We start from the raw sequence: 23,790 nt of genomic DNA on the forward strand, positions 1-23,790 counted from the left end.
GCCTCTCACCAGCGCCGCCGCCGCTGGCACGCGGCGACGCGGCGGCGGATCTCCTCGGAGCGCTCGGCCGGCGTGACCACGGGCGTGTCCTCGGGCAGATGGGAGCGCAGATCGGCCAGTTTGACGCGGGTGATCGTGGGCACCGGCTCGCTGTCGCAATCGTACCAGCGACCGTAGATGCCGCCTTCGTTGTAGCCTGCGGGGTCGAGCCAGTTGGGCACCCCCGGATCGGTCAGCGCGATGACGGCGCGGAACTTCCCGTCGCTCGACAGCCGCGCCATCGCGCCGTTGGTGCTGCTGAGGCGGTAAACATATTCCAGCGCGTTGAAGTACGGGTCGTTGAGCTGCACGTTCCAGTAGGGCGCGCGGGCGGGAATCTCGGTCTCGATGATCAGCGCCTCGTCGTCTTCCAGCTGGAAGCAGGCGGGCCAGTAGGTCTGCTTCACCAGCGCGCCGGGATAGCGCACCGGCTCGAACACGTTGAAGCCGACACGCTCCTTCACCCCGTTCTGCATGGGGTAGTAGAGGTCGGTCTTGCGGCGCGGCAGCTTCGCCATCTCGCCGATGCGGCGCAGGATTTCCTCGGGCGCGAGGCGCGGCTTGGGCGGCACCGGGTCGAGGCATTCGATCGACAGCACCGGGTCCACCTCACGCTCCCAGTCGTACATGCGAAAGCGGGTGAACATGCCGCGCGCGGAGCGGTCGATCGGCGCCCAGTGGCCCGCGTATCCGGCGGGCCGCTCGGCACTGAACACGATGGAGAAGTCCTCGCCCGGAGCGATTCCGAGGTCGTTGGTGTCGCACTCGTTGTGGCCATTGGGGCGCGGCATGGCGTCCACCGTGCCCGACAGCGCGGCCTGCGTGGTGAACGAGAGGATGCGGCATGTCCCCCGGTTGCCGGAAACGCGGTAGGTCAGGTCGCCCCGGATCGGCGACTGCGTGTAGATGTCGTCCGGGTTGGGCTGGAGCGTGTAGACCGGGTTCCACAGCGGCGCCCAGTCCGGATGTTCGGCATCGGCGTGGAAGTACATGAAGTAGGAATAGGACAGGCTCGCCACGGTCTGGCGGTAGACGTCGGCACGGTAGGCCGGATCGTCAGGCCGCCAGGTATCCGCAAGGTTCGCGACCGCACCTTCGAGGTCGGCGAGATAGGGCAGGATGGCAGGTTCGATGTGCATGGCAGGCTCTCCCTGCCGATTTGATAGTATGCACTATCTAGATTGACGAGATGCGGCCCATCGCCCGGGCGAATTCCTGCGTCGTCCCGGACTTGATCCGGGACCGGTGGCTGTCTTCAGGTGCGCGCCCAGCGACGTGGGCCGGTCACGCGCAGCGGTCCCGGATCAAGTCCGGGACGACGACGCAGCCTTTTCCTCCGCCGCCGCGAAGCGGCGGGCCAGCACGGCGCAAACCATCAGCTGGATCTGGTGGAAGAACATCAGCGGCAGGATGATCGCACCCACCTGCGCCGCCGGGAACAGCACGCCCGCCAGCGGCACGCCGGTCGCGAGGCTCTTCTTCGAGCCGCAGAACAGCAGCACGATCCTGTCCTCGCGCGAGAAGCCCATGGCCTTCCCAACGAAGCTCGACACCACCATCACCACCGCCAGCACGCCCAGCGAAATCGCCGCGATCAGCGCCAGTTCGCCCACCGTCACCTTGTGCCACAGCCCTTCGAGCACCGCCGCGCCGAACGCGGTGTAGACCACCAGCAGGATCGAGCTGCGGTCGACGTAGCCCAGCACCTTCTTGTTGCGGGTGACGAAGCCGCCGATCCACGGGCGCAGGAAATGCCCCGCCAGGAACGGCAGCAGCAACTGCACCGAGATGTCGATGATCGGGTCCGTCGAGAATCCCTGGCTCCGGCCGGTAATGAACAGCGCCGTCAGCAGCGGCGTGATGAATATCCCCGCGAGGTTGGAGAACGAGGCGCTCACCACTGCCGCCGCGACATTGCCTCCGGCGATCGCAGTGAAGGCGATCGAGGACTGCACGGTGGACGGCAACAGTGTCAGAAACAGCACGCCCGTCGCCAGCGAGGGCTCGATACCGGGGATCGCCCGCACGCCAAGGCCGATGATCGGGAACAGCAAGAAAGTCGTCGCACCGACGGTCAGGTGCAGCTTCCACGCCTTGGCGCCGTCGAGGATCGCCTCGCGCGAGAGCTTGGCGCCGTGCAGGAAGAACAGCAGCGCGATAGCCGCATCCGCCACGCCGCCCGCGACGCGTGCCCACACGCCCTGCGCGGGCAGCACCGTCGCCAGCGCCACCGTGCCAAGCAGCATCAGCAGGAACGGATCGATGTTCAGGCGGGCGAGCAGGCGGTTCATGCGGGGCGTTACCTCTTCAGAGCCACTTGTGCTCACGATACCATTGCGCCGTGGCCTTCAGCCCTTCGCGCGTCTCGATGCGGGGACGCCAGAGCTTGCCCGGCGGCGCGGCCTCAGGCGAGACCACCCAGTCCGGATGGCTGATGTAGGCGGCGCGGTCGAGCGTCATTTTTGCACGGGGGCCGCGCAAAAAATTGTCGATGCGCGCAGCCCGGTGGAGCATCGCCGGAGACAGCCCGATCACGCGCGGCCGCTTGCCCAGCGCCCAGCCGATCGCGAGGCCGAGTTCGAAATGCTCCCACCCCTGCGGCTTGCCGTCGTCCGGCTCGAAGACCTTGCCGGTCACCGACAGCCCGCCCGGCTCCAGCGCGACGAGCAGCCGCGCCAGATCGTCGACATGGATCATCGAGGCACGGCCCTGCTTCGGCATCGGGATGAAGCCCCAGCGCGCCACGCGGAACAGCTCGAACATCTCCTTGTCCCGCGGGCCGTAGATCGCGGGCGGGCGCACGATGGTCCAGTCGAGCGGGCTGGCCATAACGATCTTTTCGGCCCGCGCCTTGGAGGCGCCGTAGGCCGACAAATCCGGCTCGCGCGCGGAGAGCGAGGAGACATGGACGAAGCGCCGCACGCCCTCGCCCACGGTCGCTTCGATGAGGTTGAGGGTGCCGGTGACGTTGCCCGCCTCGAACCCGGCCGCATCGGGCGCGTTGACGACGCCCGCGACGTGGATCACCGCCTCGGCCCCGCGCACCAGTTCGACCAGCGAGGCAGGATTGCCCAGCTCGCCGCCGATCCAGTCGACATGCTCGCGCTCGGGCTGGCCGCGGCGGGTGAGTGCGCGCACGGCGAAGCCAGCCTCGATGGCCGCTTCCAGAACGGCCTGTCCGACGAAGCCGGTGGCGCCGGTGAGCGCGATGACCGGGCGGTCGATGAGATTGCGGCGGCGGTTCATTTCAACACCATCTGGTCGCGGTGGACCACAGCGGAGCGCGGCGAATAGCCGAGCACCTGTTCCTGCTCGCTCGAATGCAGGCCGACGATGGCGGCGCATTCGGCGGCGTCGTATTCGGAAAGGCCATGGGCGAGCACTTTGCCCGCGCCGTCGACGATGGCGACGGGATCGCCGCGCGAGAACACGCCTTCGACCGCCGTGATGCCCTTGGCGAGCAGGCTGGACCCGCGCCCGAGTGCCGCTGCGGCACCGTCGTCCACCACGATCTCACCCTTGAGACGCAGGCGGCCGCCCAGCCACGCCTTGCGCGCGGCGGCCTTGCGTCTGGGCACGAACAGGGTGCCGATGCCCTCGCGATCCTTGGCGCCCACGATGCGCGCCATCGGGCGTTCGTGCTGGCCGTTGCCGATGACAAGGCAGATGCCCGCCAGCTCCGCGATCTCGGCCGCCTGCAGCTTGGAGACCATGCCGCCCGAGCCCATGCCGGAATTCGATTCGGTGCTGGCCATCGCCCGCACCTCGGCGGTGACACCCGCGACCACCGGGATCATCTTCGCACCGGGCAGCTTGGGGTGGCGATCGTAGAGGCCGTCGATGTCGGAAAGCAGCACCACCGCACTCGCCTGCGCGGCCTGCGCCACGCGCGCGGCGAGGCGGTCGTTGTCGCCGAAGCGGATTTCCTGGGTCGCCACCGAATCGTTCTCGTTGATGACCGGCACCGCGCCCGCATCGAGCAGGCGGGTCAGCGTGGCCGTGACGTTGAGGTAACGGCGGCGGTCCTCAAGATCCTCCAGCGTCAGCAGCATCTGCGCGGCGGTGATGCCGTGCGCGCCCAGAAGCTCGGCCCAGAGGCCCGAAAGCGCGATCTGGCCGACGGCGGCGCTGGCCTGCGCATCGGCGAGGCTGCCGCGCCCCCCCTTTTCCAGCCCCAGCGTCGCCGCGCCCAGCGCGATCGCGCCCGAGGAGACGACGATCACGTCCTGCCCCCGCCCGCGCGCCTCGGCGATCTCGGCCACCAGCTGCGTGATCCATGCGCGTCGGACGCCCTCCGGCCCGACGAGCAGCGCCGAACCCACCTTGATGACAAGGCGCGGCGCAAGGGAGGAATCGGCGAGGTCTGAGAGTCGGGCAATAGGCATGGGCGTGCCAGCCTCTAGGGGAAAGGTGCAGTTGAGGAAAGCGCAAGGTTGGGCGGCGATGCCCACCCCGCTGCGACTAACCTCGCCTGAGGCTCGGCAAGTCTCGCGGCCCTCCCGCAAGCGGGAGGGCGAAACCCCTCTTCTCCCCTCCCGCTTGCGGGAGGGGCCGGGGGTGGGCCTTCAGCCCGTCAGATCGGCGACCAGGGCGTGTCGTCGGCCTCTTCGCGCTCGCCGGTGGGACGTTCGGTCACGGTGGCGGCCGGGAGATAGTCGATCACCGCATCAAGCAGGCGCGGCATGCCCTTGCCGGTCGCGCCGGAAATCGGGAACACTTCGTCCGCGCCGGCCTTGAGCAGCTCCTTGGCGTATTCTTCCGCCAGTGCGTCATCGACCAGATCGACCTTGTTCAGCGCCACCAGGCGCGGCTTGTCGGCCAGCAGTTCGCTGTAGGCTTCCAGTTCCTCCTCGACGACCTGCATCGCCTCCACCGGATCGGTGTTGGAGATGTCGATGAGGTGGACCAGCACGCGGCAGCGTTCGATGTGGCCGAGGAAGCGATCGCCGATCCCCGCGCCGTCCGCCGCGCCTGCGATCAGGCCGGGAATGTCCGCCAGCACGAACTCGCGGTGCTTGTGCATGACGACGCCGAGCTGCGGACGCAGGGTGGTGAAGGCGTAGTCGCCGACCTTCGCCTTGGCGTTCGACAGCGCGTTGATGAAGGTGGACTTGCCCGCGTTGGGCATGCCGACGAGGCCGACGTCCGCCAGCAGCTTGAGGCGCAGCCACACCCACTGCTCGATCGGCGGCATGCCGGGCTGGTGCTGGCGCGGGGCACGGTTGGTGCTGGTCTTGTAGCTGGCGTTGCCGCGCCCGCCCATGCCGCCTTCGATGAAGGTGACGCGCTGGCCCGGCTCGGTGAGGTCGAGCAGCACGGTGTCGCGCCCTTCGTCGTCGGCGATGACCTGGGTGCCGATCGGCACCTTGATGACCAGGTCCTTGCCCGCCGCGCCGTTGCGGTTCTGGCCCATGCCGTGGCCGCCGCGCGGGGCCTTGAAGTGCTGGGTATAGCGGAAGTCGATCAGCGTGTTGAGGCCGGGCACGGCTTCGAAGATGATGTCGCCGCCCTTGCCGCCGTTGCCGCCGTTGGGGCCGCCGTATTCGACGTACTTCTCACGCCGGAAGCTGACCGCACCGGGGCCACCGCCGCCTGCACGCACGTAAATCTTGGCCTGGTCGAGAAAATGCATCGGTCCTATCGCTTCCAGCGCTGATGAAGCGTCCCTTCGCGACCGGTCCCGGTCGCCGGAGGTTTTCCCTCCGCTGAACGCCGCTGGCCGCAGATAAACAAAAAACCCGGCCGTGTCTCGGGCCGGGTGATGCCCGGTTCGTCCGGACACGCCTGAATTGTGCGATACTGGTGGAGCCGAGGGGGATCGAACCCCTGACCTCGTCATTGCGAACGACGCGCTCTCCCAGCTGAGCTACGGCCCCGTTCCAGTATCAAGTCCGATTGCGTGACCGCGCTCGGGAGCGTCCCCTTAGCGAAGACGCCTCCCGCGCGGAAGAGAAAAAATGGGCGGGCGCGAAGATTCTCGCACCCACTGCCGACGTCACTGCGCCTGCGGCACGCTCGCCTGAGGCTGGACGACAGGCTGGGCCATGACCTGCTCCGCATTCGGACGCACGGTAATGAGGCCGTTCGATCCGTAGCGCGATTGCCATGCGGCCAGATCGGCGCGGTACTGGTCATAAGCATCGAAGAACGCCTTGAACGGCGCCTCGAGCTTGGCGAGGCCGGTGTACGACCAGTTGTCGAACTGGCTCGGCTCCACCGTGTTCAATTCGGCGCTCACTTCCATCGCTGCCTGGCAGAAGCTGGAGTCCACCGGCGGCAGCGAGAAGAAGTTGTAGACCTGCGTCTGGTAGGTCTCGCGCGCGACGATCGCGGCGCGGCCGGAATGCTGCGTACGGAAGCTCGCGTCGATTTCCTTGCTCGCACGGTCGAGCGACTTGTCGTAGACCTTCAGGAAACGCTTGTAGCCCTCAAGGATCGGGGTGAACTGAACCTCGACGCAGTTGAGCGCAGCCACGTTATAGGCCGAGCGGAAGTTCCAGATCGTCTGCGACGTGGAAATCCCGTAATTCACGGTCTGACGCGTGCCATCCTCTGCCTTGGCCGGAACCCGCATTTCGAGCGGCGCGCCCATCGGCGGCGTCGGCATCGGCGGGATCACCACGACCGGCGGCGGGGGTGGCGGGGGCGGAGGCGGCTTCGCACAGCCTGCCAGCGCGGCAAGCGTGACGGCCACCGCCGAGCCCGCCAGCAAGGAAAGGCGACGACGCCCCTGCCCGTTGTCGATCATCTCAAGCCCTCGGTACACGCATCGTTCTCCATCGCGGCAAACGGTCTAACCCCGCTGAGTCATAAAGCAAATGCCCGGTGCGATAAAACGCACCGGGCATCATGCTTAGGTGAAACTGCACTGTGGATTAATCGCTTCGGAGGAAAATTATCTCCATTCCGGTTGCGATTAACCGCCGCCCTTAGTCCCGCTGGCCGAGGAAGCTCAGCAGGAACTGGAACATGTTGATGAAGTCCAGGTACAGGCTCAGCGCGCCGAGGATCACGGCCTTGCCGACGAAATCTGTGCCGCGCAGGTGATAGTACTGGTTCTTGAGCATCTGCGTATCATAGGCGGTCAACCCTGCGAAGATCAGCACGCCGAGGATCGAAATCGCCAGCTGCAGCACGCTCGAACCCACGAAGATGTTCACCAGCGAGGCGATCAAAATACCGACCACGCCCATGATCAGGAAGGTGCCGAAGCCCGACAGGTCCTTCTTCGTGGTGTAACCATAGAGGCTGAGGCCCGCGAAAGCCGCCGCCGTCGCGAAGAACGTGGTCGCGATCGAGGTCGCCGTGTAGATCACGAAGATCGTCGAGAGCGATACGCCCATCACGGCCGCGAACGCCCAGTAGAGCACCTTCAGCGTGCCTTCGCTGAACCGCTGCGCGCCGCCGCTGATCGCGAAGACGAAGCCCAGCGGGGCCAGCATGACCAGCCACTTGATCGGCGACTGCATCATAGCGATCGCGTAAGGCGCGAAGAGCATCGCGACGATGCCCGAAAGCAGCACGCCCGAGGCCATGTAGTTGTAGATCGACAGCATGTGCCGACGCAGACCCGCATCGTAAGCGGTCCGGCCGGCGGTGCGACCGAGATCGCTGCCGTCACGGCTCGGAGACGCACCGAAGCCCTGACGGGGCTGGGGGTCGTTCCAATTCGCCATTTCAAACTCCCTTTAGCGGAGAAGCCAGCCAAATGCGGTCCCGCTCAGGAGGGAATATCGCGCTCGAACGCGAAAGTTTCAAGAAGAACCGGCCCGCGCCATTTGTGACAAAGTGTAAAACGGACCTATTTCTTCTTGGCTCCGGCTTCAAACCACGACGATCAGCCGCGCCGGGCCTCGGCTGCCATCTCGGCATTGCGATCGCGCGAGGCGGTCATCGCTTCGAGCACAACGCCGGCCAGCGCGCCGCCCTCGTCCAGCACGTTCATACCCGCGCGGGTCGAACCGCCCGGGCTGGCGACCTTGTCCGCCAGTTCGCCCGGCGAGAACTCGGAAGCGCCGGCGAGCTGCGCCGCCCCTTCGACCATCGCGAGCGCCAGCCGCTGCGACTGGCCCGCATCCAGGCCGAGCGCCACCGCGCCCGCGGCGAGGGAATCGATGAAGCGATAGACGAACGCCGGGCCGCAACCGGCCAGCGCGGTGACCGCGTCGAACAGATGCTCGCCCGCCAGCCACTCAGGCGTGCCGAGCGGCTCCATCAGCGCAGTCACGGCCGCGCGGCCGGTCTCGTCGAGGCCGCGCGCGTCGAGTGCGATCGGCGACTTGCCGATGGCGGCCGCCAGGTTCGGCATGATCCGCACCAGCGCGCCGGCCTGCGGGAAGCGCGCCGCAAGGCTGTCGAATTCGACGCCCGCGAGGATCGAGAACAGCACGGTCTCACGTCCGACGAGCGCGCCCACTGCCGGTGCGACAGCGTCGAGGCCCTGCGGCTTGACCCCCAGCATCACCGCATCGAAGCGGCCTTCCGCAGGCAGTTCGGACAGCAGCGCGACACCTTCAGGCACGCTATCGCGGTGCGGATCGACGACGGTGAAGCGCGAGGCCGGAATGCCGCCCGCCAGCCAGCCCGTCAGCATGGCCCCTGCCATGTTGCCGCAGCCCACGAGCAGGATGTTCTGAAACCGGTCCATGCGCATATTCCCTTGAAACTGGATCGGCCCGCGACTTAGGCGAGCCGATCACAGGCCACAAGGGCCATGCGTGCCATGCGCAGCGGGACCAGCGGGCTGGCATAGCCAACCACGCTGCGAACCGCAGTGACGAGCGGTCAGGCTTCCCCGGCCGCGTCCACCAGGGCCGCCGCGAGCGCTTCGGACGGCGTCTTGTCGCCCCACAGGATGAACTGGAACACCGGGTAGAAGCGGTCGCACTCCTCGATCGCGGCCTCCACCACCATCTGCGCCTGCCCCGGTCCGAGCAGCCCGTCCGGCCCGAGCATCAGCCCATGGCGATAGAGCACGACGCCGCCGTTCGACCACATGTCGAAGTGTCCGAGCCAGACCTGCTCGTTGATGAGCGCCAGCGCCTCGAACACGGCGGAACGCTTGGCCTCGGCCACGCGGATGTCGGGGAGGCACAGGAGTTGCAGCACCCGGTCTTCCGGACGCCAGATCGCCTGCAACTGGTACGTCGCCCAGGCGCCCTTGATCTCGGCCGAGATTTCGTCCTCACCGGCATATTCGAAGGGCCAGTCGCGCGCCTCGAAAAGCGAGGCGAGCATTTCCACGGGGGCAGCCTCTTCGTCCCGGTCGATATCGTCCTGAACGGTCCTCATAATCTGCGACATCAGCCCTCCGAGAATACGGGTGCATGGATGCTGCCTGTGGGTGGGGGAGCACAATCCACCCGCCCGACATCGCCTGCGCATAACTGCACAAGCCTGTTCACAGCGTGTGGATAAATGTGAATACGCGTTAACACAAGGCCGTCGCCAACCCCACAAACCCGCAGATTTACTTGGAGGAGAGCGGATCCACGACCTGACCCGCCGGGCTGGTCCAGGGCAGCGCGTCGGCGAAGCCCTGCTTCCTGGCATCCGCAAGGAAAGCACTGGCCGCCTTCTGCGTAGCGAAAGGACCGATCAGCACGCGGTTGGTCCGCCCCATCTCGCTGACGTAGGGGCTGCGGCCCTTGAGCAGCGCGGCGCTGTCACGCGTGTAGCGCCGCCAGTCGAAGGCGATGGCGCTCTTGTCCCGTCCGACCCCGATCTGGACCCAGATCCGGCTGGGATGCGTGGGCTTCTTCGCCTTCTCCGCGGCTTCGGCCTTGGCCTTGGCTTCTGCGTCCGCCTTGGCCTTCGCCTTAGTCTCGGCAGCCTTGGCCGCGGCGGTCTTGGCCTTGGTCGCCCTGGCTTCCTTGACTTCGGCGACCGGGGCTTCGGCAGCCTTGGCTTCAACCGGCTTTGTCTCGGCCAGCTTTATCTCGGCCGGTTTTGCCTCTTCGACCTTCGGCAGCTGGACACGCGGGGGTGGCGGCGCCGCAGGGGTGATCAGCCGGATGTCGACGGCGCCCGAGGTCGGCATCACGTCCACGGTCGGCTTGCCGATGTCCGCGAATATCTCGGAAAGCGAAAGCTGGTTCGGTCCCGGAACCGGCGGCGGGCTTGCCGGGGCGGATACCGGCGGCGTCTTCGCTGCCAGCGCGCTGGCAGGCGCGACCCCCATAGCGGGCGCCTGCGAGGCGGGAAGACGACCGAGATCGAAGCCCGGAGCAGTTGACCGCGCCGGCGGCGTGGAGGGCCCCGTCGCCTGCGCAACCTGGGTGGGCGCGGGGGCAGCGGTGCGCACAGGCGCCGCGGAAGGCGTGACCGCCGGAGTGGAAACGGATGCCGATCCGGGAACGGGCGCCGGCGTCGCTGCCGCAACCCTGGCAGGCTCGGCACTGCGCCCGACCGGGGGCAGTTCGCCGGTGTCGCGTTCGATCGCGGGTTTCGGCTCGGGCGGCGCGACCCGGTCCGGATCGACCGACGCAAGACTCGTGGGACGGGTGGACTGGCCCTGCTGCCGCGCCGCCTGCGCCGTGTCCGTACGCGCGCTGCGGGTTCGCGAGGTCTTTGTCGCCTTGGCCAGCTTCGTGCCGCCAAGCGGCTCGCCCTTGGGGATCAGTCCTCCACCGGCAGCCGAACTGCGCGGCGGTGCGTAAGCCGCGATGCGGGCGTCATCCCGTCCGATCTCCGAGGCGCGCGGAAACCGGCCGAGGTCCGCTGCGGCCGCCTGCTGCGCCCTGGTCAGGCGCGGCATGTAACGCAAGTACGGCGCAATGCTCTGCGCCAGCTTTCCGGGCAAGATCGTGTTGGTGATCTCGACCGCCTTGTCTGCGTCGCCTGCGATCGCAAGCGTGAACGCGCGCGTCCGCCAGCCCGGCTTGTCCTGCCTGTTCAGCAGCGGCAGCAGCGTCGTATAGGCCGCATCGACGTCCCCGCCGATCGCCTGGCTGATTGCCAGACGATGCCGCAGTTCGTCGGCCTTGTCGCCCGAAGCGCTCGTCATCGCCGCCGCGTAGTAACGCTGCGCCAAGGCATTGTCGCCAACGAGGTCGTAGGCGAGACCGCGATCCGCCGCGATCAGCGCAGCACCGGCGCCCGCCTTCTCGGCCGCATCGAAATAGGGAATCGCGCTTACCGGGTCGCCGTTATGGACGAAGGCGCTGCCCAGCCCGGCCTGCACCCGAGGGTTGCCGGGGCTGACTTCGTCGGCGCGGCGGTAGAAGCCGATGGCGGCCGCACTGTCCTGCAGCGCGCGGGCGGCATCGCCGGCGTCGATCAGCGCGGCGACGTCGCGGGAATCGCGACCGAGGCGGGCTAGTGCGGCACTGAGCTTCTTGTTGTCCTCGCCGGGCACGGCCTGGACCACCGGCCGCGAAACGCTGGGCGCGCCTTGCGCGAATGCCGGAGCACCCGAGAGCGCGCCGACCAGCGCTGCGCCGCCGAGCAAACGCGAAACCAAGTGATTCACCCGCACGTCCTCTGTCATTCCCGACCCTGCAGGCAGCCCTCCCCACGACGGCTGCCGACACTTCATGAACCGGACGGCCGCACGACAGGCCGGAATGTCGCACGACTCCATACGCACCGATTGCGCGCGCCTGCGCCCATGGACCGGCGCAGATGAACTTCAAGCGAACGCGCCCGCGCTGGACGAGCTTCCTTCGACAGGTTGCGACCCGAAGGAGAAAAAGGCGGGAGCACTGCTGCCCCGCCTTTCACCACTTACTGGTTGTTCTGACGACCGAGGAAGCGCGGGATGCTGATCGATCCGGCGTCACCGTCATCCTCGCCGGAAGCCGCTTCGGCGCCCGGGCGCGGACGCGACAGGCTGGTCATGCGCTCGAACAGGGTGCTGCCGCCGCCAGCCGGTTTGGCGCGGGGCGCGGCGGGCGCCTGAGCCGGAGACTGAGCCGCCTGGCCGCCGTCGAGCAGCAGTTCGTCCTGCGCGCGCCGCGGGGCCGGTGCCGGCTCGGCCGGAGCCTCGAAGCTGAGGTCCAGCGGCTCTTTCTGGATGCCGCGAAGGCCCGCGAAGCCGGGAGTGGACGCAGGCGCTGACTGAGCCTCGTCCTCGGCGCCGAGTTCCAGCTCCGCCGACGGTTCGAACGCCTGTGAAGGCGAAACGAACGGCGCGGGCGCCGGGGCAGGAGCCGGCTGCTGCGCGACCGGAGCGGGTGCCGGAGCAGCAGGCGCCTGATAGGTCGGCGCCGGCGGCGGCGAGTGCAGCGCCGGACGCGCGATCCCGCGCGAAGCGCCGAGATTCAGCGGACGCGAGGCGATTTCGGCCATTTCCGTGGTCTGCTCGATGCCGGTGGCGACGACCGAGACGCGGATCTTGCCCTGCAGGTCCGGGTTGAACGCCGAACCCCAGATGATGTTCGCATCGGGATCGACCAGTTCGCGGATGTGGTTCGCGGCCTCGTCGACTTCGAGCAGCTTCATGTCGTCGCCGCCGATGATCGAGATGATGACGCCCTTCGCGCCCTGCATCGACACGCCGTCGAGCAGCGGGTTGGCGATGGCACGTTCGGCAGCTTCGAGCGCGCGGTTGGGGCCTTCGCCCTCGCCGGTGCCCATCATCGCCTTGCCCATCTCGCCCATCACGGAACGCACGTCCGCGAAGTCGAGGTTGATGAGGCCCGGCATGATCATCAGGTCGGTGATCGAGCGCACGCCCTGCTGGAGCACTTCGTCGGCGAGCGTGAAGGCTTCCTTGAAGGTCGTTTCCGCCTTCGCAACCAGGAACAGGTTCTGGTTGGGGATGACGATCAGCGTATCGACGTGCTTCTGCAGCTCTTCGATGCCCGAGTCCGCAGCGCGCATGCGGCGCGTGCCTTCGAACATGAACGGCTTGGAGACGACGCCCACGGTCAGGACGCCCTTCTCGCGCGCGGCCTGCGCGATGATCGGGGCCGCACCCGTGCCGGTGCCGCCGCCCATGCCGGCCGCGATGAAGACCATGTGGACGCCGTCGAGCAGGCGCTCCAGCTCCTCACGGGTTTCCTCTGCCGCCGCACGGCCCACTTCGGGGCGCGCACCGGCGCCGAGGCCCTGGGTGATCTCGGGGCCGAGCTGGATGCGCGTTTCCGCGATCGAGTTGTTCAGCGCTTGTGCGTCGGTGTTGGCCACCACGAAGTCCACGCCCTCGATCTGGGCGCCGATCATGTTGGCGATCGCGTTTCCGCCCGCACCGCCGACGCCGATGACGAGAATGCGAGGACGAAGCTCCTCGATAGCCGGCGGTCCGATGTTAATGCTCATTTCGCTCTCCTGCAGGCACGTCGCGCGAAGAAAATTCCTTGACCACTCTGATTGCACGCTTCGATTCGTCTAGGCAAAGGACCATAAACCTTTGTCCACAGCCAAAGCCGCCAATTCCGCCATTTCCACCGCGTTTGTCGTCCGGTTTGCACGGCTGGTCTTCAAGGCCTTTGAAACGGTCAAAAGTATTCGCGCAAAGCCTGATAGACCCGCCCGACCATGCCCAGCTTGCCGAGCCGCACCGTGCTCTGGTGGCTGCGCCCCAGCGAGCGGATGTCTTGCGGGTCCGCCGCCGCGTAAAGCACCAGTCCCGCCAGCGTCGAGAAGCCCGGCTTCACATGCGCTTCCGCCAGCCCCGAGAGGTGCGCCACGCGGCCGATGCGCACGGGCTTGCCGATCGCGGCCTGCGCATAGTCGGCCAGCCCCACCAGCTCCGCGCCGCCACCGGTGAAGACCACCTGCTTGCCGCGCTGCCCGGTGAAGCGCATCGTCTTGAGCGCCTTGTTCACCTCTTCCATCAGCATGCCGAGCTGGCCGGTGATGACGCCGATCAATTCGGCGCGCGGGATGCGGTTCTTGTCGTCGGCATGGCGGGCGATCGGGCCGGTGCCCTCCTCGCCCGGCGCGTTGACCGGGATCATCTCGCGGTGATCGTGCGGGCTGGCGATGGCCGAGCCGTTCACGCATTTCAGCCGCTCCGCCTGGAACCGGCGGATGCCGAAGGCCGAGGCGATGGCGTCGGTGATATCGGCCGAGCCCATCGGGATCGACATCATGTCCTTGAGCATGCCCTGCTCGTAGATCGCGACGTTCGTCACCTCGCCGCCGAACTCGACGAGGGCGACGCCAAGATCGCGCTCCTCGGGCGAAAGACAAGCCTGCCCCGCCGCGATGGGCGAGCCGACGACGGCCTCCACTTCTAAGTGCGCGGACTGCACCGCTTCGGTCAGGTTGCGGATCGGGGCGCCGTCCGCCAGCATGATGTGAATGTCGACGCCAAGGCGCTCGGCATGGAGGCCCTTGGGGTCGATCACCCCGTGCGCGCCGTCGAGGCGGTACTGCGCGGGCTGCGCGTGCAGCACCATGCGGCCATCCGGCTGGATCACGTCCTTGGCGGAGATGAGCAGCTGGTCGATATCCTCCTGCTCGATGCGGCGGCCGCCGATTTCGGCGTCGAACTGGTCGATACGGCTGGCGAGCCCTGCCCCCGAGCAGCCGATCCAGACTTTCTGGACGGCGGTGTCGGCCATCTTCTCGGCCCGGTCGATGGCGTCGCGCACGGCGTAGGTCGCCGCGGCCATGTCGGTGACGAAGCCGCGCTTGATGCCCTGGCTGGCGCGGTGGCCCGAGCCGAGCACGACCATGTCGCCGACCTCGTTGATCCCCGCCACGATCGCGGAAATCCGGAAGGAGCCGATGTTGACCGCGCCGAACACGCGGGTGATGCGCTGGTTGGCCATTACTGTTCTTCCCCCGCCGTCGTTTCGGTGGCGCCGGTATGCGGAACCGAGCCCGCCTTCAAGGCCAGTTCCTGCCCGTCCTGCTCCGGCACGCGCATGTAGATTCGGTCCTTCGCGCGCATGTCGAAGGCCGTCACCTTGCCGCCGAGCAGGCGGTTGGTCCCGTCGAGCCGCGCGAACGTGACCAGCGCGCCGGCGGACTCGCGATCGCCCTCGGGCAGCGCAAGCACTTGCCCCGACTGGAAGGTCAGGTTCCAGCGGCGATTGCCGATCCATTCCGCCTCGGCCACGCGTGGCTTCATCGCAGGCGCGGCTTCCAGCAAGTGCCCAAGCGCGATCACCTGCTGGCCCGCGCCGGGACCGGAGACGATCAGCTTGCCGCCTGCATCCTTGCGGCTGATGGCTTCGAGTTCATGGCCCGTCTCGTCGATCAGCACGAAACGGTCGGCCTTGCGCAGCACCGCATGCGGCTCGCGCTCGACGATATCGATCACGAGCGTATCGGGCAGCTGGCGCGAGACGCGCGCATCTTTGACCCACGACAGCGTCAGCAGATCCTGCCGCAGCGCCTCGATATCGACCAGCGGCATTGCGCGATCACGCTCGGCCAGCGCCTTCTCGTAGACCTTGAGTTCATTGATGTTCTTGACGCCGCGCACTTCGACGCGCTTCACCTCGAAGCCGGTCTGGCCCGCGACCAGCGCCATCTGGTGTCCGGCCAGCCCCGGCAGTCCGGCAAAGCTGGCGACCACGCAGACGAGCGCCGCCGCGCCGCCGAGGATGGCGACGAGGAAGATCTTGTGCAGTTGCCCTTCGGAGAACGGCAGCCAGGCCATGACGGAATCGAGCGCCGATCCGGTCCGCGCCTTGGCGACGCGCACCTTGCGCTGCGCGCCTGCCTGCGCGGCGGCCTTGCGGGCGGTGGTGCCCTTGCGCCGGATGGTCTGGCTCATTTGGCCTTTGCTTTGTCGCTTAGCGCCTCGGCGATGATCGCCTCGACGAGTTCGGGATAGTCCATGCCGCAGGCGCGCGCCTGCTCGGGCACAAGGCTCAAGGGAGTCATGCCCGGCTGGGTATTCACTTCGAGAAGGAACAGCCCCTCGATCCCCTGCGTATCATCCCAACGGAAGTCGGAACGGCTGGTGCCCTTGCACCCCAGCAGCTGGTGCGAGCGCAAGGCGATGTCCTTGCAGGCCTGCGTGATCTCGTCGGGGATGTCGGCCGGGCAGACATGCTCGGTCATGCCGTCGGTGTACTTGGAATCGAAGTCGTAGAAGCCCGACTTGGGCTTGAGTTCGGTAACCAGCAGCGCACGGTCGCCGATCACGGCAGTCGTCAGTTCGCGGCCACGGATGTAAGGCTCGGCCAGCAGTTCGGCGAATTCCTGCCACGGCCCCGTGACGTCCTTCGCGATGGGATTGCCGTAATTGCCGTCAGCCGTGACGATGGCGACGCCGACCGACGAGCCTTCGTTCACGGGCTTGAGCACATAAGGACGCGGCAGCGGATCGGCGACGTGGATGTCGGCGGACTTGACCACGCGGCCACCCGGCATCGGCACGCCATGCGGGACCAACGCCTGCTTGGTCAATTCCTTGTCGATCGCGATCACCGAAGTCGCGAGGCCCGAATGCGTATAGGTCAGGCCCATCAGGTCCATCATGCCCTGCACTGTGCCGTCCTCGCCCGGCGCGCCGTGGAGGGCGTTGAACACGACGTCGGGCTTCGCCTCGGCCAGACGCAGCGCGACGTCGCGGTCCATGTCGATGCGCGTGACGGTGTGGCCCTTCGATTCCAGAGCCTTGGCCACGCCCTCGCCGCTCATCAGCGAGACCGGGCGTTCGCTCGACCAACCGCCCATCAGGACTGCGACATGCAAGGGATTCAGGCTCATGAATTCAGACTCGTTCGGTAAAGCGGGGTTTGCAGGTCGCGGACGGCTTCGGAGCAGCCCTTGTCCCAGGGGAAGAGGCCGTCGTCGACGCCCGGCCAGACGATCTGCATCGCGCGGGACATTTCCTCGCCCTCATGCTCGGCGTACCACATCGCCGAGTTGAAGTAGTGCGGGATCAGGCATTCCGGCTCGACTTCGCGCAGCACGCAGCGGTGGCCCTTGAGGAGACCATCGACGACCTTCCAGTCCTCCATCTCGAAGCCCTCGCGGCACATGTCGAGCAAGCCGTTGATGACGGCGGCGGAGAGTTCGGTCGAGAAACCGAAGACGATCACCTCGGGCTGGCTGACACTGGTGCGAAAGCCGACCGAATAGGCGAAGCGTTCCTCGCCCTCATCCTCGTCGTCCTCATCCGGTTCATCGGGCGGGGTGACGACGGTGATGTGGCAGCCGAATTCCTCGATATTGTCGAGGATCTGCTGTTCGTGGCGGCTGAGGCGGTCGTCTCTCACGGCCGCTTCCCCACGCGCTGGATTTCCCATTCGAGATCGACGCCGGAGGTGTCCTTCACCCGGCGGCGCACTTCGTCACCGAGGTTCTCGATGTCCTCGCTGGTGGCCTCGCCGGTGTTGAGGAGGAAGTTGGTGTGCTTCTCGCTCACTTGCGCGCCGCCCAGCGTGAGACCGCGGCAGCCAGCCTCGTCCACCAGCTTCCACGCGGCGTGGCCCTCGGGGTTCTTGAAGGTGGAGCCGCCGGTCTTGGAACGCAGCGGCTGCGACGCCTCGCGCGCGGCGGAGATGCGGTCCATCTCGGCCTGGATCGCGGCAGGCTCGCCGGTACGGCCCTTGAAGCGCGCGGAGACGACCACCGCGCCCTCGGGCAGCTGGGAATGGCGGTAGGTATAGCCGAGATCGGCATTGCCCAGCGTCACCAGCTCGCCCGAGCGCAGCACCACGTCGCAGTCGATCAGGATGTCCTTGACCTCGCCGCCATAGGCGCCGCCGTTCATCCGCACGAAACCGCCCACGGTGCCGGGGATCGAGCGCAGGAATTCCACGCCCGCGATCCCTGCATCGCGCGCGGTCGAGGACACGAGGATGCCCGAGGCACCGCCGCCGCAGTCGAGCGTGACGTCATCCACCTTGGTGACCTTGGCGAAGGCCTTGCCCAGCCGGATCACCACGCCCGGAACGCCGCCGTCGCGCACGATCATGTTGGAACCGAGGCCCAGCGCCATCAGCGGCACCGCCGGGTCCAGAGCGCGCAGGAAATCCTGCAGGTCGGCCAGATCCTTTGGCTCGAACAGCCACTGCGCATGGCCGCCCGCCTTGAACCAGACGAGCGGGGCCAGCGGCGCATTGGCCGTCAGCTTGCCCCGAACCGCCGTCTGATCGAACGTGAGTGTCACCCCGCCCTCCGCACGCGAATGCTGTCGGCAAGGCCGGCTGCCCACTTGGTGATATCGCCCGCGCCGAGGCACACGATCATGTCGCCCGGCTGGATCGAGCCCGCCAGCACCTCCGCCAGCGCGTCCGCGCCCGCGATGACCTGCGCCGAACGATGCCCGCGCGCCTTCATGCCCGAGACCATCTCCGCGCTGTCCACGCCCTCGATCGGCTGCTCGCCCGCCGCGTAGACCGGCGCGGCATAGACCACGTCGGCGTCATTGAAGGCGCCCTGGAAATCTTCCATGTGGTCGCGCAGGCGGGTGAAGCGGTGCGGCTGCACCACTGCGATGACGCGGTTTTGGACGCCCTCGCGCGCGGCGGCGAGCACGGCGCGGATTTCTACCGGGTGGTGGCCGTAGTCGTCGATCACGGTGACGCTGCCGCCATCCAGTTCCACTTCACCGACCTTGGTGAAACGCCGTTTCACGCCGCCGAACTTGGAGAAGCCGGTCTGGATGCAGGCGTCCGAGCAGCCCATCTCCACCGCCACGCCCACGGCGGCGAGCGCGTTCTGGACGTTGTGGCGGCCCGGCATCGGCAGTTCGATGCCCTCGATCCGGCGGAAGCTGCCGTCACGCTGGCGCAGCGCCACGTCGAAGCGGTTGCCTCCGGGGATCGGCGTCACGTTCTCGCCGCGAATGTCGGCCTGGGCGGAGAAGCCGTACGTCACCACGCGGCGGTCGCGCACCTTGGGGATGATCGCCTGCACTTCGGGGTGATCGATGCACAGCATCGCCGCGCCGTAGAACGGCACGTTCTCGATGAATTCGACGAAGGATTCCTTGATCCGGTCGAACGAGCCGTAATGATCGAGGTGTTCGGGATCGATGTTGGTGACGATCGCGATCGTGCCGTCGAGACGCAGGAAAGACCCGTCGCTCTCGTCGGCCTCGACCACCATCCAGTCCGACGCGCCGAGGCGCGCGTTCGATCCGTAGGAATTGATGATGCCGCCGTTGATGACCGTCGGGTCCACGCCGCCCGCATCGAGCAGCGCCGCGACCATCGAGGTCGTGGTGGTCTTGCCATGCGTACCCGCCACCGCGACGGTGTTCTTGAGCCGCATCAGTTCGGCCAGCATTTCCGCGCGGCGCACCACCGGGATGCGGTGTTCAAGGGCGTAGACGACCTCGGGATTCTCGCGTTTCACCGCCGTCGAAGTGACGACCACCGCCGCGCCCTCGACGTTCTCAGCGGCGTGGCCGATCATCACCTTGATCCCGCGCGCGCGCAGGCCCTCGACGACATAGCCCTCGGCGATATCGCTGCCCTGCACTGAGTAGCCGAGGTTGTGCATGACCTCGGCGATGCCCGACATGCCGATGCCGCCGATCCCGACGAAATGGATGGTCCCGATTTCGGTGCCGACGCCCTTCACTTCATATTCTCCATTGCCAGTGCCTCACCGCCTTGCGGGGCGCTGGCCTTTTCCATGCGAATGACGTCCATGATCGGCGCCGCGCCGAAGCTCTCGACGAGGTCGGCCAGATCACGCGCGGCGTTCGGATAGCCGCAGTTCCACGAGGCATGCGCGGCATTGGCCAGCGTCTCGGGATGCTGCGCGATCGCCTGAATCTGCAGGCACAAGTCCTTGGCCATCTTCTGATGGACCTCGGCCTGTTCGCTGAGCAGCGCGTTGCGCTTGTCGCCCTTGTAGGCGTCGGGATTCTCGGTGGTGACGGCGGGCTGACGGATCACCCGCGCGCCGCCGCCCGCGACCATCTCGCGCGCGTTGACGCTCTGGTGGTCGTCCATCGCATAGGGCAGCGGGATCAGGATCGCCGGACGGCCTACGGCGGTCAGTTCCGCAATCGTCGAGGCGCCCGAGCGGCCGATGAACAGGTGCGCCCCTGCAAGGCGCTCGGCCATGTTCTCGAAATAGGTCGCCAGTTCCGCCGGAATGCCGTGCGCGGCGTAGCGTTCGCGCACGCGCTCGATGTCTTCGGCGCGGGCCTGCTGGATCACCTGCAGGCGCGAACGCAGCGCCGGGGGCAGCATCGCCAGTCCCTCGGGCACGACATCCGACAGCACCCGCGCCCCCTGGCTGCCGCCGGTGACGAGGATGCGAAACAGGCTGTCCTCGGTGAATTCGGGGTACGGCTGCTCGCGCAGGCGCAGCACATCCTCGCGCACCGGGTTGCCAACAACGGTGACCTTGCCAGCCAGCGCCGGGTCCAGCTTCTCGGTCTTCTCGGCCGAGGTGGCGATGGCGTCCACCTTTTTGGCAAACCAGCGGTTTACGCGGCCGAGCACCGAGTTCTGCTCATGCAGCACGATCGGCAGCTTCGCGGCGCGCGCGGCCAGCATCGTCGGCATCGCCGGATAACCGCCGAAGCCGACCACGGCGGTCGGCTCGAAGCTCTCGAACAGGCGCAGCGCCATGCGGCGACCGGCCAGCACGCCCTTCGCGCCCTTGAGCCAGCCGAGCGGGTTCCTGCCCGCGATGCGGCCCTGCGGCAGGACGTGGGTGGTCAGGTACGCAGGCTTGCCGGGGATCGCGGCACCGCGCTCGTCGGTCACCAGCGCCACGTGGTGGCCGCGTGCGTGCAGTTCGGCGGCGAGCGCGAAGGCGGGAATCAGGTGTCCGCCAGTGCCGCCGGCCGCAAGCACGTAGTGGCGCGAAACCGAACTCATGACATATCTCCGATGGCGCGCAGGCTGAACTTCTCGCGCTGGATGAACGGGTTTCGCCGCGTCACCGCCAGCAGCAGGCCCATGGAGAGGCACATCGCCACGGTGGAGGAACCACCATAGCTGATAAGCGGCAGGGTCATGCCCTTGGACGGGAATAGCTGCAGGTTGACGAGGATGTTGATGAAGGCCTGCCCGCCGAACTGCGCGGCGAAGCCCGATGCGGCGAGCACCGTGAACAGATCCTCCTCGTCCACCAATCGCAGGATCACCCGCGTCAGGATCGCCAGGTAGAGGATCACGATGACCATGCAGGCGAGCAGGCCGAACTCCTCGCCGATGACGGAGAAGATGTAGTCGGTATGCGCCTCGGGCAGCGCCATCTTGCGCGTGCCCATCCAGAAGCCGAGCCCGGTCCACCCGCCGTTGAGCAGCGTGCGCTGGGCGAGGTCCACCTGATCGAAGGCCGAGCCGCCGAACAGGAAGTTGTCGATGCGGTTGCGGCCGTTGTCATAAGTGAAATACATCAGGACAAGACCCGCGATGCCTGCGCCCGCGAACATCCCGATGCGCTTCACGTCGATGCCCGACAGCAGGATCATCACCAGAAACGCGCCGGAAAACAGCATCGTCGAGCCGAAGTCCGGCTGGAGCATCAGCAGCGCGCCGAGCAGGCCCATCACCGCGAAGCAGATGCCGACGACCGGAATCTGCGGATCACGCGCGCGCCACGAGACGATCCATGCCAGCAGGATCGGCCAGCCGCACTTGAGGAACTCCGACGGCTGGAGCGAGATGCCGAAGCGCAGCCAGCGCTTGGCACCGTTCACCTCGGACCCGACGATCGGCACCAGCACCAGCGCGAACAGCATCGCCGCGCCGAGCAGGATGCCGAAGCGCCGGGCGCTCTCCTTGGTCAGGCTGGAGGCCCAGAACATCGCCGCAAGGCCCAGCAACTGCCAGCGCATGTGCAGGTAGAAGAAGTGCAGCGAACGCAGCTTCTCCACCGAAGTCGAGAGACGCTTGGCGCTCGCGGGCGAACCCGCCGCCACGGCGACCGCGCCGATCGCCATCAGGATCAGCACGAGGACCAGCGTAGGCCGGTCGATCTCCTGCCACCAGATCGCGATCTGGCTGCGACGGTTGCGGTTGTAGCGCTGCGCGTTCGGGCCTTGCGCAAGGGTGGCCATCAGTCCTGCTCCCCTTTGGCGTTTTCGGCCAAAAGCGCCTCGACGATCTGGCGAAACACGTCACCCCGCGCCTCATAGTCGCGGAACTGGTCGAAGCTGGCGCAGGCCGGTGACAGCATGACGACGTCGCCGGGCTTGGCCGCGGCCATCGCCTGACGGATCGCCTCGGCCATCATCTCGCTGCGATGGACCTGCGTGTAGGGCGAGAGGATTTCCGCGAAGAGCGGTCCCGCGTCACCGATGGTATAGGCGGCGGCGATGTTGCCGAAGAACGGCTTGCACTCGTCGAGGTTGTCGCCCTTGGGCAGACCGCCGAGAATCCAGTGGATGCGCGGCTCCGGATCCGGCGGGAATGCCGCGATCGCGGGCGCGGTGGAGGCCGGGTTGGTCGCCTTGGAATCGTTGATGTAGGTGACGCCGTTCGCCACCGCGACGCGCTCCATGCGGTGCGGGAGGCCGCTGAAGGTGCGCAGGCCCTTGCGCCACTGCGCCTTCTTCACCCCCAGCGCCTCGACGATGGCGACGGCCACGGCGGCGTTCTGGAGGTTGTGCGGCCCCTGCAGCGAGGGCCATTCCTTCTGGATCTCGACGAGGTCGGCCCCGTCCGCAAAGCGCACCAGACCGGGCGCGCGGCGCGCGGCCTCGATATGGGCGATCGACCGCGTCTCCTTGTCGCCGACACCGAACACGGCCTGCCGCTCGCGCCCCTGCATGGAGAAGAGGCGCCCCTTGGAGGCGGCGTAAGCCTCGAACCCGTCGTAGCGGTCGAGGTGGTCGGGGGTGATGTTGAGCAGCGCCGCCACGTCGCAGTCGAGGCTGCGGGTGATGTCGATCTGGTAGCTCGACAGTTCGAGCACGTAGACGCCGCCCTCGGGCAAAGGCTCAGGGCCGAGCACCGGCACGCCGATGTTGCCGCCCGCGCGCGCCGGAACGCCCGCGACTTCGAGCAGGTGGCAGACCAGCGAAGTGGTGGTGGACTTGCCGTTGGTGCCGGTGATGCCGACCACGCGGTGCGCGGGCAGGCTGGCGCGGGCCAGCGCGAAAAGTTCGATATCGCCGATCACCGGCACGCCTGCACGCTCGGCCGCTTCGGCGATGGGGTGGCGGTTCAGCGGAATGCCGGGCGAGACGACGACGCCGTCATAGCCGGTAATGTCGGCGCTGACCGGGTCGGCCAGTTCCACCTTGCCGCAGTCGGTCCACTCGCACAGCTGCTGGCGCGCCTCGTCGCGGCTGTCCCAGGCCATGACGTGCGCCCCGCTCTCCACCAGCGTTGCGACGGCGGTAAGGCCCGAACGCGCAAGGCCGAGGACCGCGTAGCGCTTGCCGGCGAAGATGGGGGAGACGATCACGCGCCTGCCCTCCTCAACGCAGTTTCAGAGTGGCGAGGCCCAGCACCGCAAGGACGATCGAGATGATCCAGAAGCGGATCACGACGGTCGATTCCTTCCAGCCTTTCTGCTCGAAGTGGTGGTGGATCGGCGCCATGCGGAACACGCGGCGGCCGGTGCGCTTGAACCAGAAGACCTGGATGATGACCGAGGCCGCCTCCAGCACGAACAGCCCGCCGACCACCGCCAGCACGATCTCGTGATGCGCGGCGACCGCGATGCACCCCAAAGCGCCGCCGAGGGCGAGGCTGCCGGTGTCGCCCATGAACACGGCGGCAGGCGGCGCGTTGAACCACAGGAAGGCGAGGCCCGCCCCCATGATCCCGGCGCAGAAGATCGCCAGTTCGCCCGCGCGCGGAACATGCGGGATGCCGAGGTACGTGGCGTAGTCGACGCGGCCCGCGAGGTAGCAGATGATCGCAAACGTGCCCGCCGCGATGATGACTGGCATCGTCGCGAGGCCGTCGAGGCCGTCGG

General features: G+C 67.4%; 21 protein-coding genes and 1 tRNA gene. All 22 read right to left on the reverse strand.

Annotated features, from left to right (window positions below):
- Positions 1-5: 5 nt before the first annotated feature.
- On the reverse strand, positions 6-1,178 hold the full coding sequence (locus LH128_RS13420; RefSeq protein ID WP_008830185.1) for a hypothetical protein: 1,173 nt from the start codon (positions 1,176-1,178) through the stop codon (positions 6-8).
- A gap of 165 nt (positions 1,179-1,343) precedes the next feature.
- Positions 1,344-2,330 carry a bile acid:sodium symporter family protein gene (locus LH128_RS13425; RefSeq protein WP_008830186.1) on the reverse strand — a complete coding sequence of 329 codons (987 nt, stop codon included), beginning with the start codon at positions 2,328-2,330 and terminating at the stop codon, positions 1,344-1,346.
- A 16-nt stretch (positions 2,331-2,346) separates the two neighbouring features.
- Positions 2,347-3,285, reverse strand: a complete 939-nt coding sequence (locus LH128_RS13430; RefSeq protein WP_008830187.1) for an NAD-dependent epimerase/dehydratase family protein — start codon at positions 3,283-3,285, stop codon at positions 2,347-2,349.
- Positions 3,282-4,424, reverse strand: a complete 1,143-nt coding sequence (gene proB / locus LH128_RS13435; RefSeq protein ID WP_008830188.1) for a glutamate 5-kinase — start codon at positions 4,422-4,424, stop codon at positions 3,282-3,284. Before proB ends, LH128_RS13430 begins: the two co-directional genes overlap by 4 nt.
- A 188-nt stretch (positions 4,425-4,612) precedes the next feature.
- On the reverse strand, positions 4,613-5,671 hold the full coding sequence (obgE, locus tag LH128_RS13440; RefSeq protein ID WP_008830189.1) for a GTPase ObgE: 1,059 nt from the start codon (positions 5,669-5,671) through the stop codon (positions 4,613-4,615).
- Between the two features lie 168 nt (positions 5,672-5,839).
- Positions 5,840-5,915: transfer RNA gene (locus LH128_RS13445), tRNA-Ala, on the reverse strand.
- 119 nt (positions 5,916-6,034) lie between these two features.
- Positions 6,035-6,805 (reverse strand): hypothetical protein, encoded by a 771-nt coding sequence (locus tag LH128_RS13450; RefSeq protein WP_156799823.1) that lies wholly within the window; start codon positions 6,803-6,805, stop codon positions 6,035-6,037.
- A gap of 163 nt (positions 6,806-6,968) precedes the next feature.
- A complete protein-coding gene (locus LH128_RS13455; protein ID WP_008830191.1) occupies positions 6,969-7,715 on the reverse strand; it encodes a Bax inhibitor-1/YccA family protein in 747 nt (248 codons plus the stop codon).
- A gap of 161 nt (positions 7,716-7,876) precedes the next feature.
- Complete coding sequence (gene proC, locus LH128_RS13460; protein ID WP_008830192.1) at positions 7,877-8,686, reverse strand: pyrroline-5-carboxylate reductase; 810 nt, start codon at positions 8,684-8,686, stop codon at positions 7,877-7,879.
- Between the two features lie 137 nt (positions 8,687-8,823).
- Positions 8,824-9,342, reverse strand: a complete 519-nt coding sequence (locus LH128_RS13465) for a YbjN domain-containing protein (protein ID WP_008830193.1) — start codon at positions 9,340-9,342, stop codon at positions 8,824-8,826.
- A 166-nt stretch (positions 9,343-9,508) separates the two neighbouring features.
- On the reverse strand, positions 9,509-11,509 hold the full coding sequence (locus LH128_RS13470) for an SPOR domain-containing protein (RefSeq protein WP_231957940.1): 2,001 nt from the start codon (positions 11,507-11,509) through the stop codon (positions 9,509-9,511).
- Positions 11,510-11,763: 254 nt separating this feature from the next.
- Positions 11,764-13,299: a cell division protein FtsZ gene (gene ftsZ, locus LH128_RS13475; RefSeq protein ID WP_008830195.1), complete on the reverse strand. Its 1,536-nt coding sequence runs from the start codon at positions 13,297-13,299 to the stop codon at positions 11,764-11,766.
- 179 nt (positions 13,300-13,478) lie between these two features.
- A complete protein-coding gene (gene ftsA, locus LH128_RS13480; RefSeq protein ID WP_008830196.1) occupies positions 13,479-14,759 on the reverse strand; it encodes a cell division protein FtsA in 1,281 nt (426 codons plus the stop codon).
- Positions 14,759-15,712 (reverse strand): cell division protein FtsQ/DivIB, encoded by a 954-nt coding sequence (locus LH128_RS13485; RefSeq protein WP_008830197.1) that lies wholly within the window; start codon positions 15,710-15,712, stop codon positions 14,759-14,761. Before LH128_RS13485 ends, ftsA begins: the two co-directional genes overlap by 1 nt.
- Positions 15,709-16,653 (reverse strand): D-alanine--D-alanine ligase, encoded by a 945-nt coding sequence (locus tag LH128_RS13490; RefSeq protein WP_008830198.1) that lies wholly within the window; start codon positions 16,651-16,653, stop codon positions 15,709-15,711. Before LH128_RS13490 ends, LH128_RS13485 begins: the two co-directional genes overlap by 4 nt.
- Positions 16,650-17,165 carry a DUF4262 domain-containing protein gene (locus LH128_RS13495; RefSeq protein ID WP_008830199.1) on the reverse strand — a complete coding sequence of 172 codons (516 nt, stop codon included), beginning with the start codon at positions 17,163-17,165 and terminating at the stop codon, positions 16,650-16,652. The genes LH128_RS13490 and LH128_RS13495 overlap by 4 nt, the downstream gene beginning before the upstream one ends.
- Positions 17,162-18,061 carry a UDP-N-acetylmuramate dehydrogenase gene (gene murB, locus LH128_RS13500; RefSeq protein WP_008830200.1) on the reverse strand — a complete coding sequence of 300 codons (900 nt, stop codon included), beginning with the start codon at positions 18,059-18,061 and terminating at the stop codon, positions 17,162-17,164. Before murB ends, LH128_RS13495 begins: the two co-directional genes overlap by 4 nt.
- Positions 18,058-19,479, reverse strand: coding sequence for a UDP-N-acetylmuramate--L-alanine ligase (gene murC, locus LH128_RS13505; protein ID WP_008830201.1), 1,422 nt, complete (start codon positions 19,477-19,479; stop codon positions 18,058-18,060). The genes murB and murC overlap by 4 nt, the downstream gene beginning before the upstream one ends.
- On the reverse strand, positions 19,476-20,735 hold the full coding sequence (gene murG / locus LH128_RS13510) for an undecaprenyldiphospho-muramoylpentapeptide beta-N-acetylglucosaminyltransferase (protein ID WP_008830202.1): 1,260 nt from the start codon (positions 20,733-20,735) through the stop codon (positions 19,476-19,478). Before murG ends, murC begins: the two co-directional genes overlap by 4 nt.
- A complete protein-coding gene (locus LH128_RS13515) occupies positions 20,732-21,922 on the reverse strand; it encodes an FtsW/RodA/SpoVE family cell cycle protein (protein ID WP_008830203.1) in 1,191 nt (396 codons plus the stop codon). The genes murG and LH128_RS13515 overlap by 4 nt, the downstream gene beginning before the upstream one ends.
- Positions 21,922-23,274, reverse strand: coding sequence for a UDP-N-acetylmuramoyl-L-alanine--D-glutamate ligase (gene murD, locus LH128_RS13520; RefSeq protein WP_008830204.1), 1,353 nt, complete (start codon positions 23,272-23,274; stop codon positions 21,922-21,924). Before murD ends, LH128_RS13515 begins: the two co-directional genes overlap by 1 nt.
- 13 nt (positions 23,275-23,287) lie before the next feature.
- A partial coding sequence (mraY, locus tag LH128_RS13525) for a phospho-N-acetylmuramoyl-pentapeptide-transferase (RefSeq protein WP_008830205.1) occupies positions 23,288-23,790 on the reverse strand: 503 nt, incomplete at its 5' end.

It is taken from the genome of Sphingomonas sp. LH128, assembly GCF_000293195.2.
Lineage (GTDB): Bacteria > Pseudomonadota > Alphaproteobacteria > Sphingomonadales > Sphingomonadaceae > Novosphingobium > Novosphingobium resinovorum_A.

Bases quoted from the DNA above. Each gene is read 5' to 3' on its own strand.
- LH128_RS13490 (WP_008830198.1), bottom strand. From the start codon at position 16,653: ATGAGCCTGAATCCCTTGCATGTCGCAGTCCTGATGGGCGGTTGGTCG.
- LH128_RS13515 (WP_008830203.1), bottom strand. From the start codon at position 21,922: ATGGCCACCCTTGCGCAAGGCCCGAACGCGCAGCGCTACAACCGCAAC.
- LH128_RS13485 (WP_008830197.1), bottom strand. From the start codon at position 15,712: ATGAGCCAGACCATCCGGCGCAAGGGCACCACCGCCCGCAAGGCCGCC.
- ftsA (WP_008830196.1), bottom strand. From the start codon at position 14,759: ATGGCCAACCAGCGCATCACCCGCGTGTTCGGCGCGGTCAACATCGGC.
- LH128_RS13455 (WP_008830191.1), bottom strand. From the start codon at position 7,715: ATGGCGAATTGGAACGACCCCCAGCCCCGTCAGGGCTTCGGTGCGTCT.
- LH128_RS13420 (WP_008830185.1), bottom strand. From the start codon at position 1,178: ATGCACATCGAACCTGCCATCCTGCCCTATCTCGCCGACCTCGAAGGT.
- LH128_RS13465 (WP_008830193.1), bottom strand. From the start codon at position 9,342: ATGTCGCAGATTATGAGGACCGTTCAGGACGATATCGACCGGGACGAA.
- obgE (WP_008830189.1), bottom strand. From the start codon at position 5,671: ATGCATTTTCTCGACCAGGCCAAGATTTACGTGCGTGCAGGCGGCGGT.
- LH128_RS13430 (WP_008830187.1), bottom strand. From the start codon at position 3,285: ATGAACCGCCGCCGCAATCTCATCGACCGCCCGGTCATCGCGCTCACC.
- LH128_RS13425 (WP_008830186.1), bottom strand. From the start codon at position 2,330: ATGAACCGCCTGCTCGCCCGCCTGAACATCGATCCGTTCCTGCTGATG.
- ftsZ (WP_008830195.1), bottom strand. From the start codon at position 13,299: ATGAGCATTAACATCGGACCGCCGGCTATCGAGGAGCTTCGTCCTCGC.
- murG (WP_008830202.1), bottom strand. From the start codon at position 20,735: ATGAGTTCGGTTTCGCGCCACTACGTGCTTGCGGCCGGCGGCACTGGC.
- proC (WP_008830192.1), bottom strand. From the start codon at position 8,686: ATGGACCGGTTTCAGAACATCCTGCTCGTGGGCTGCGGCAACATGGCA.
- proB (WP_008830188.1), bottom strand. From the start codon at position 4,424: ATGCCTATTGCCCGACTCTCAGACCTCGCCGATTCCTCCCTTGCGCCG.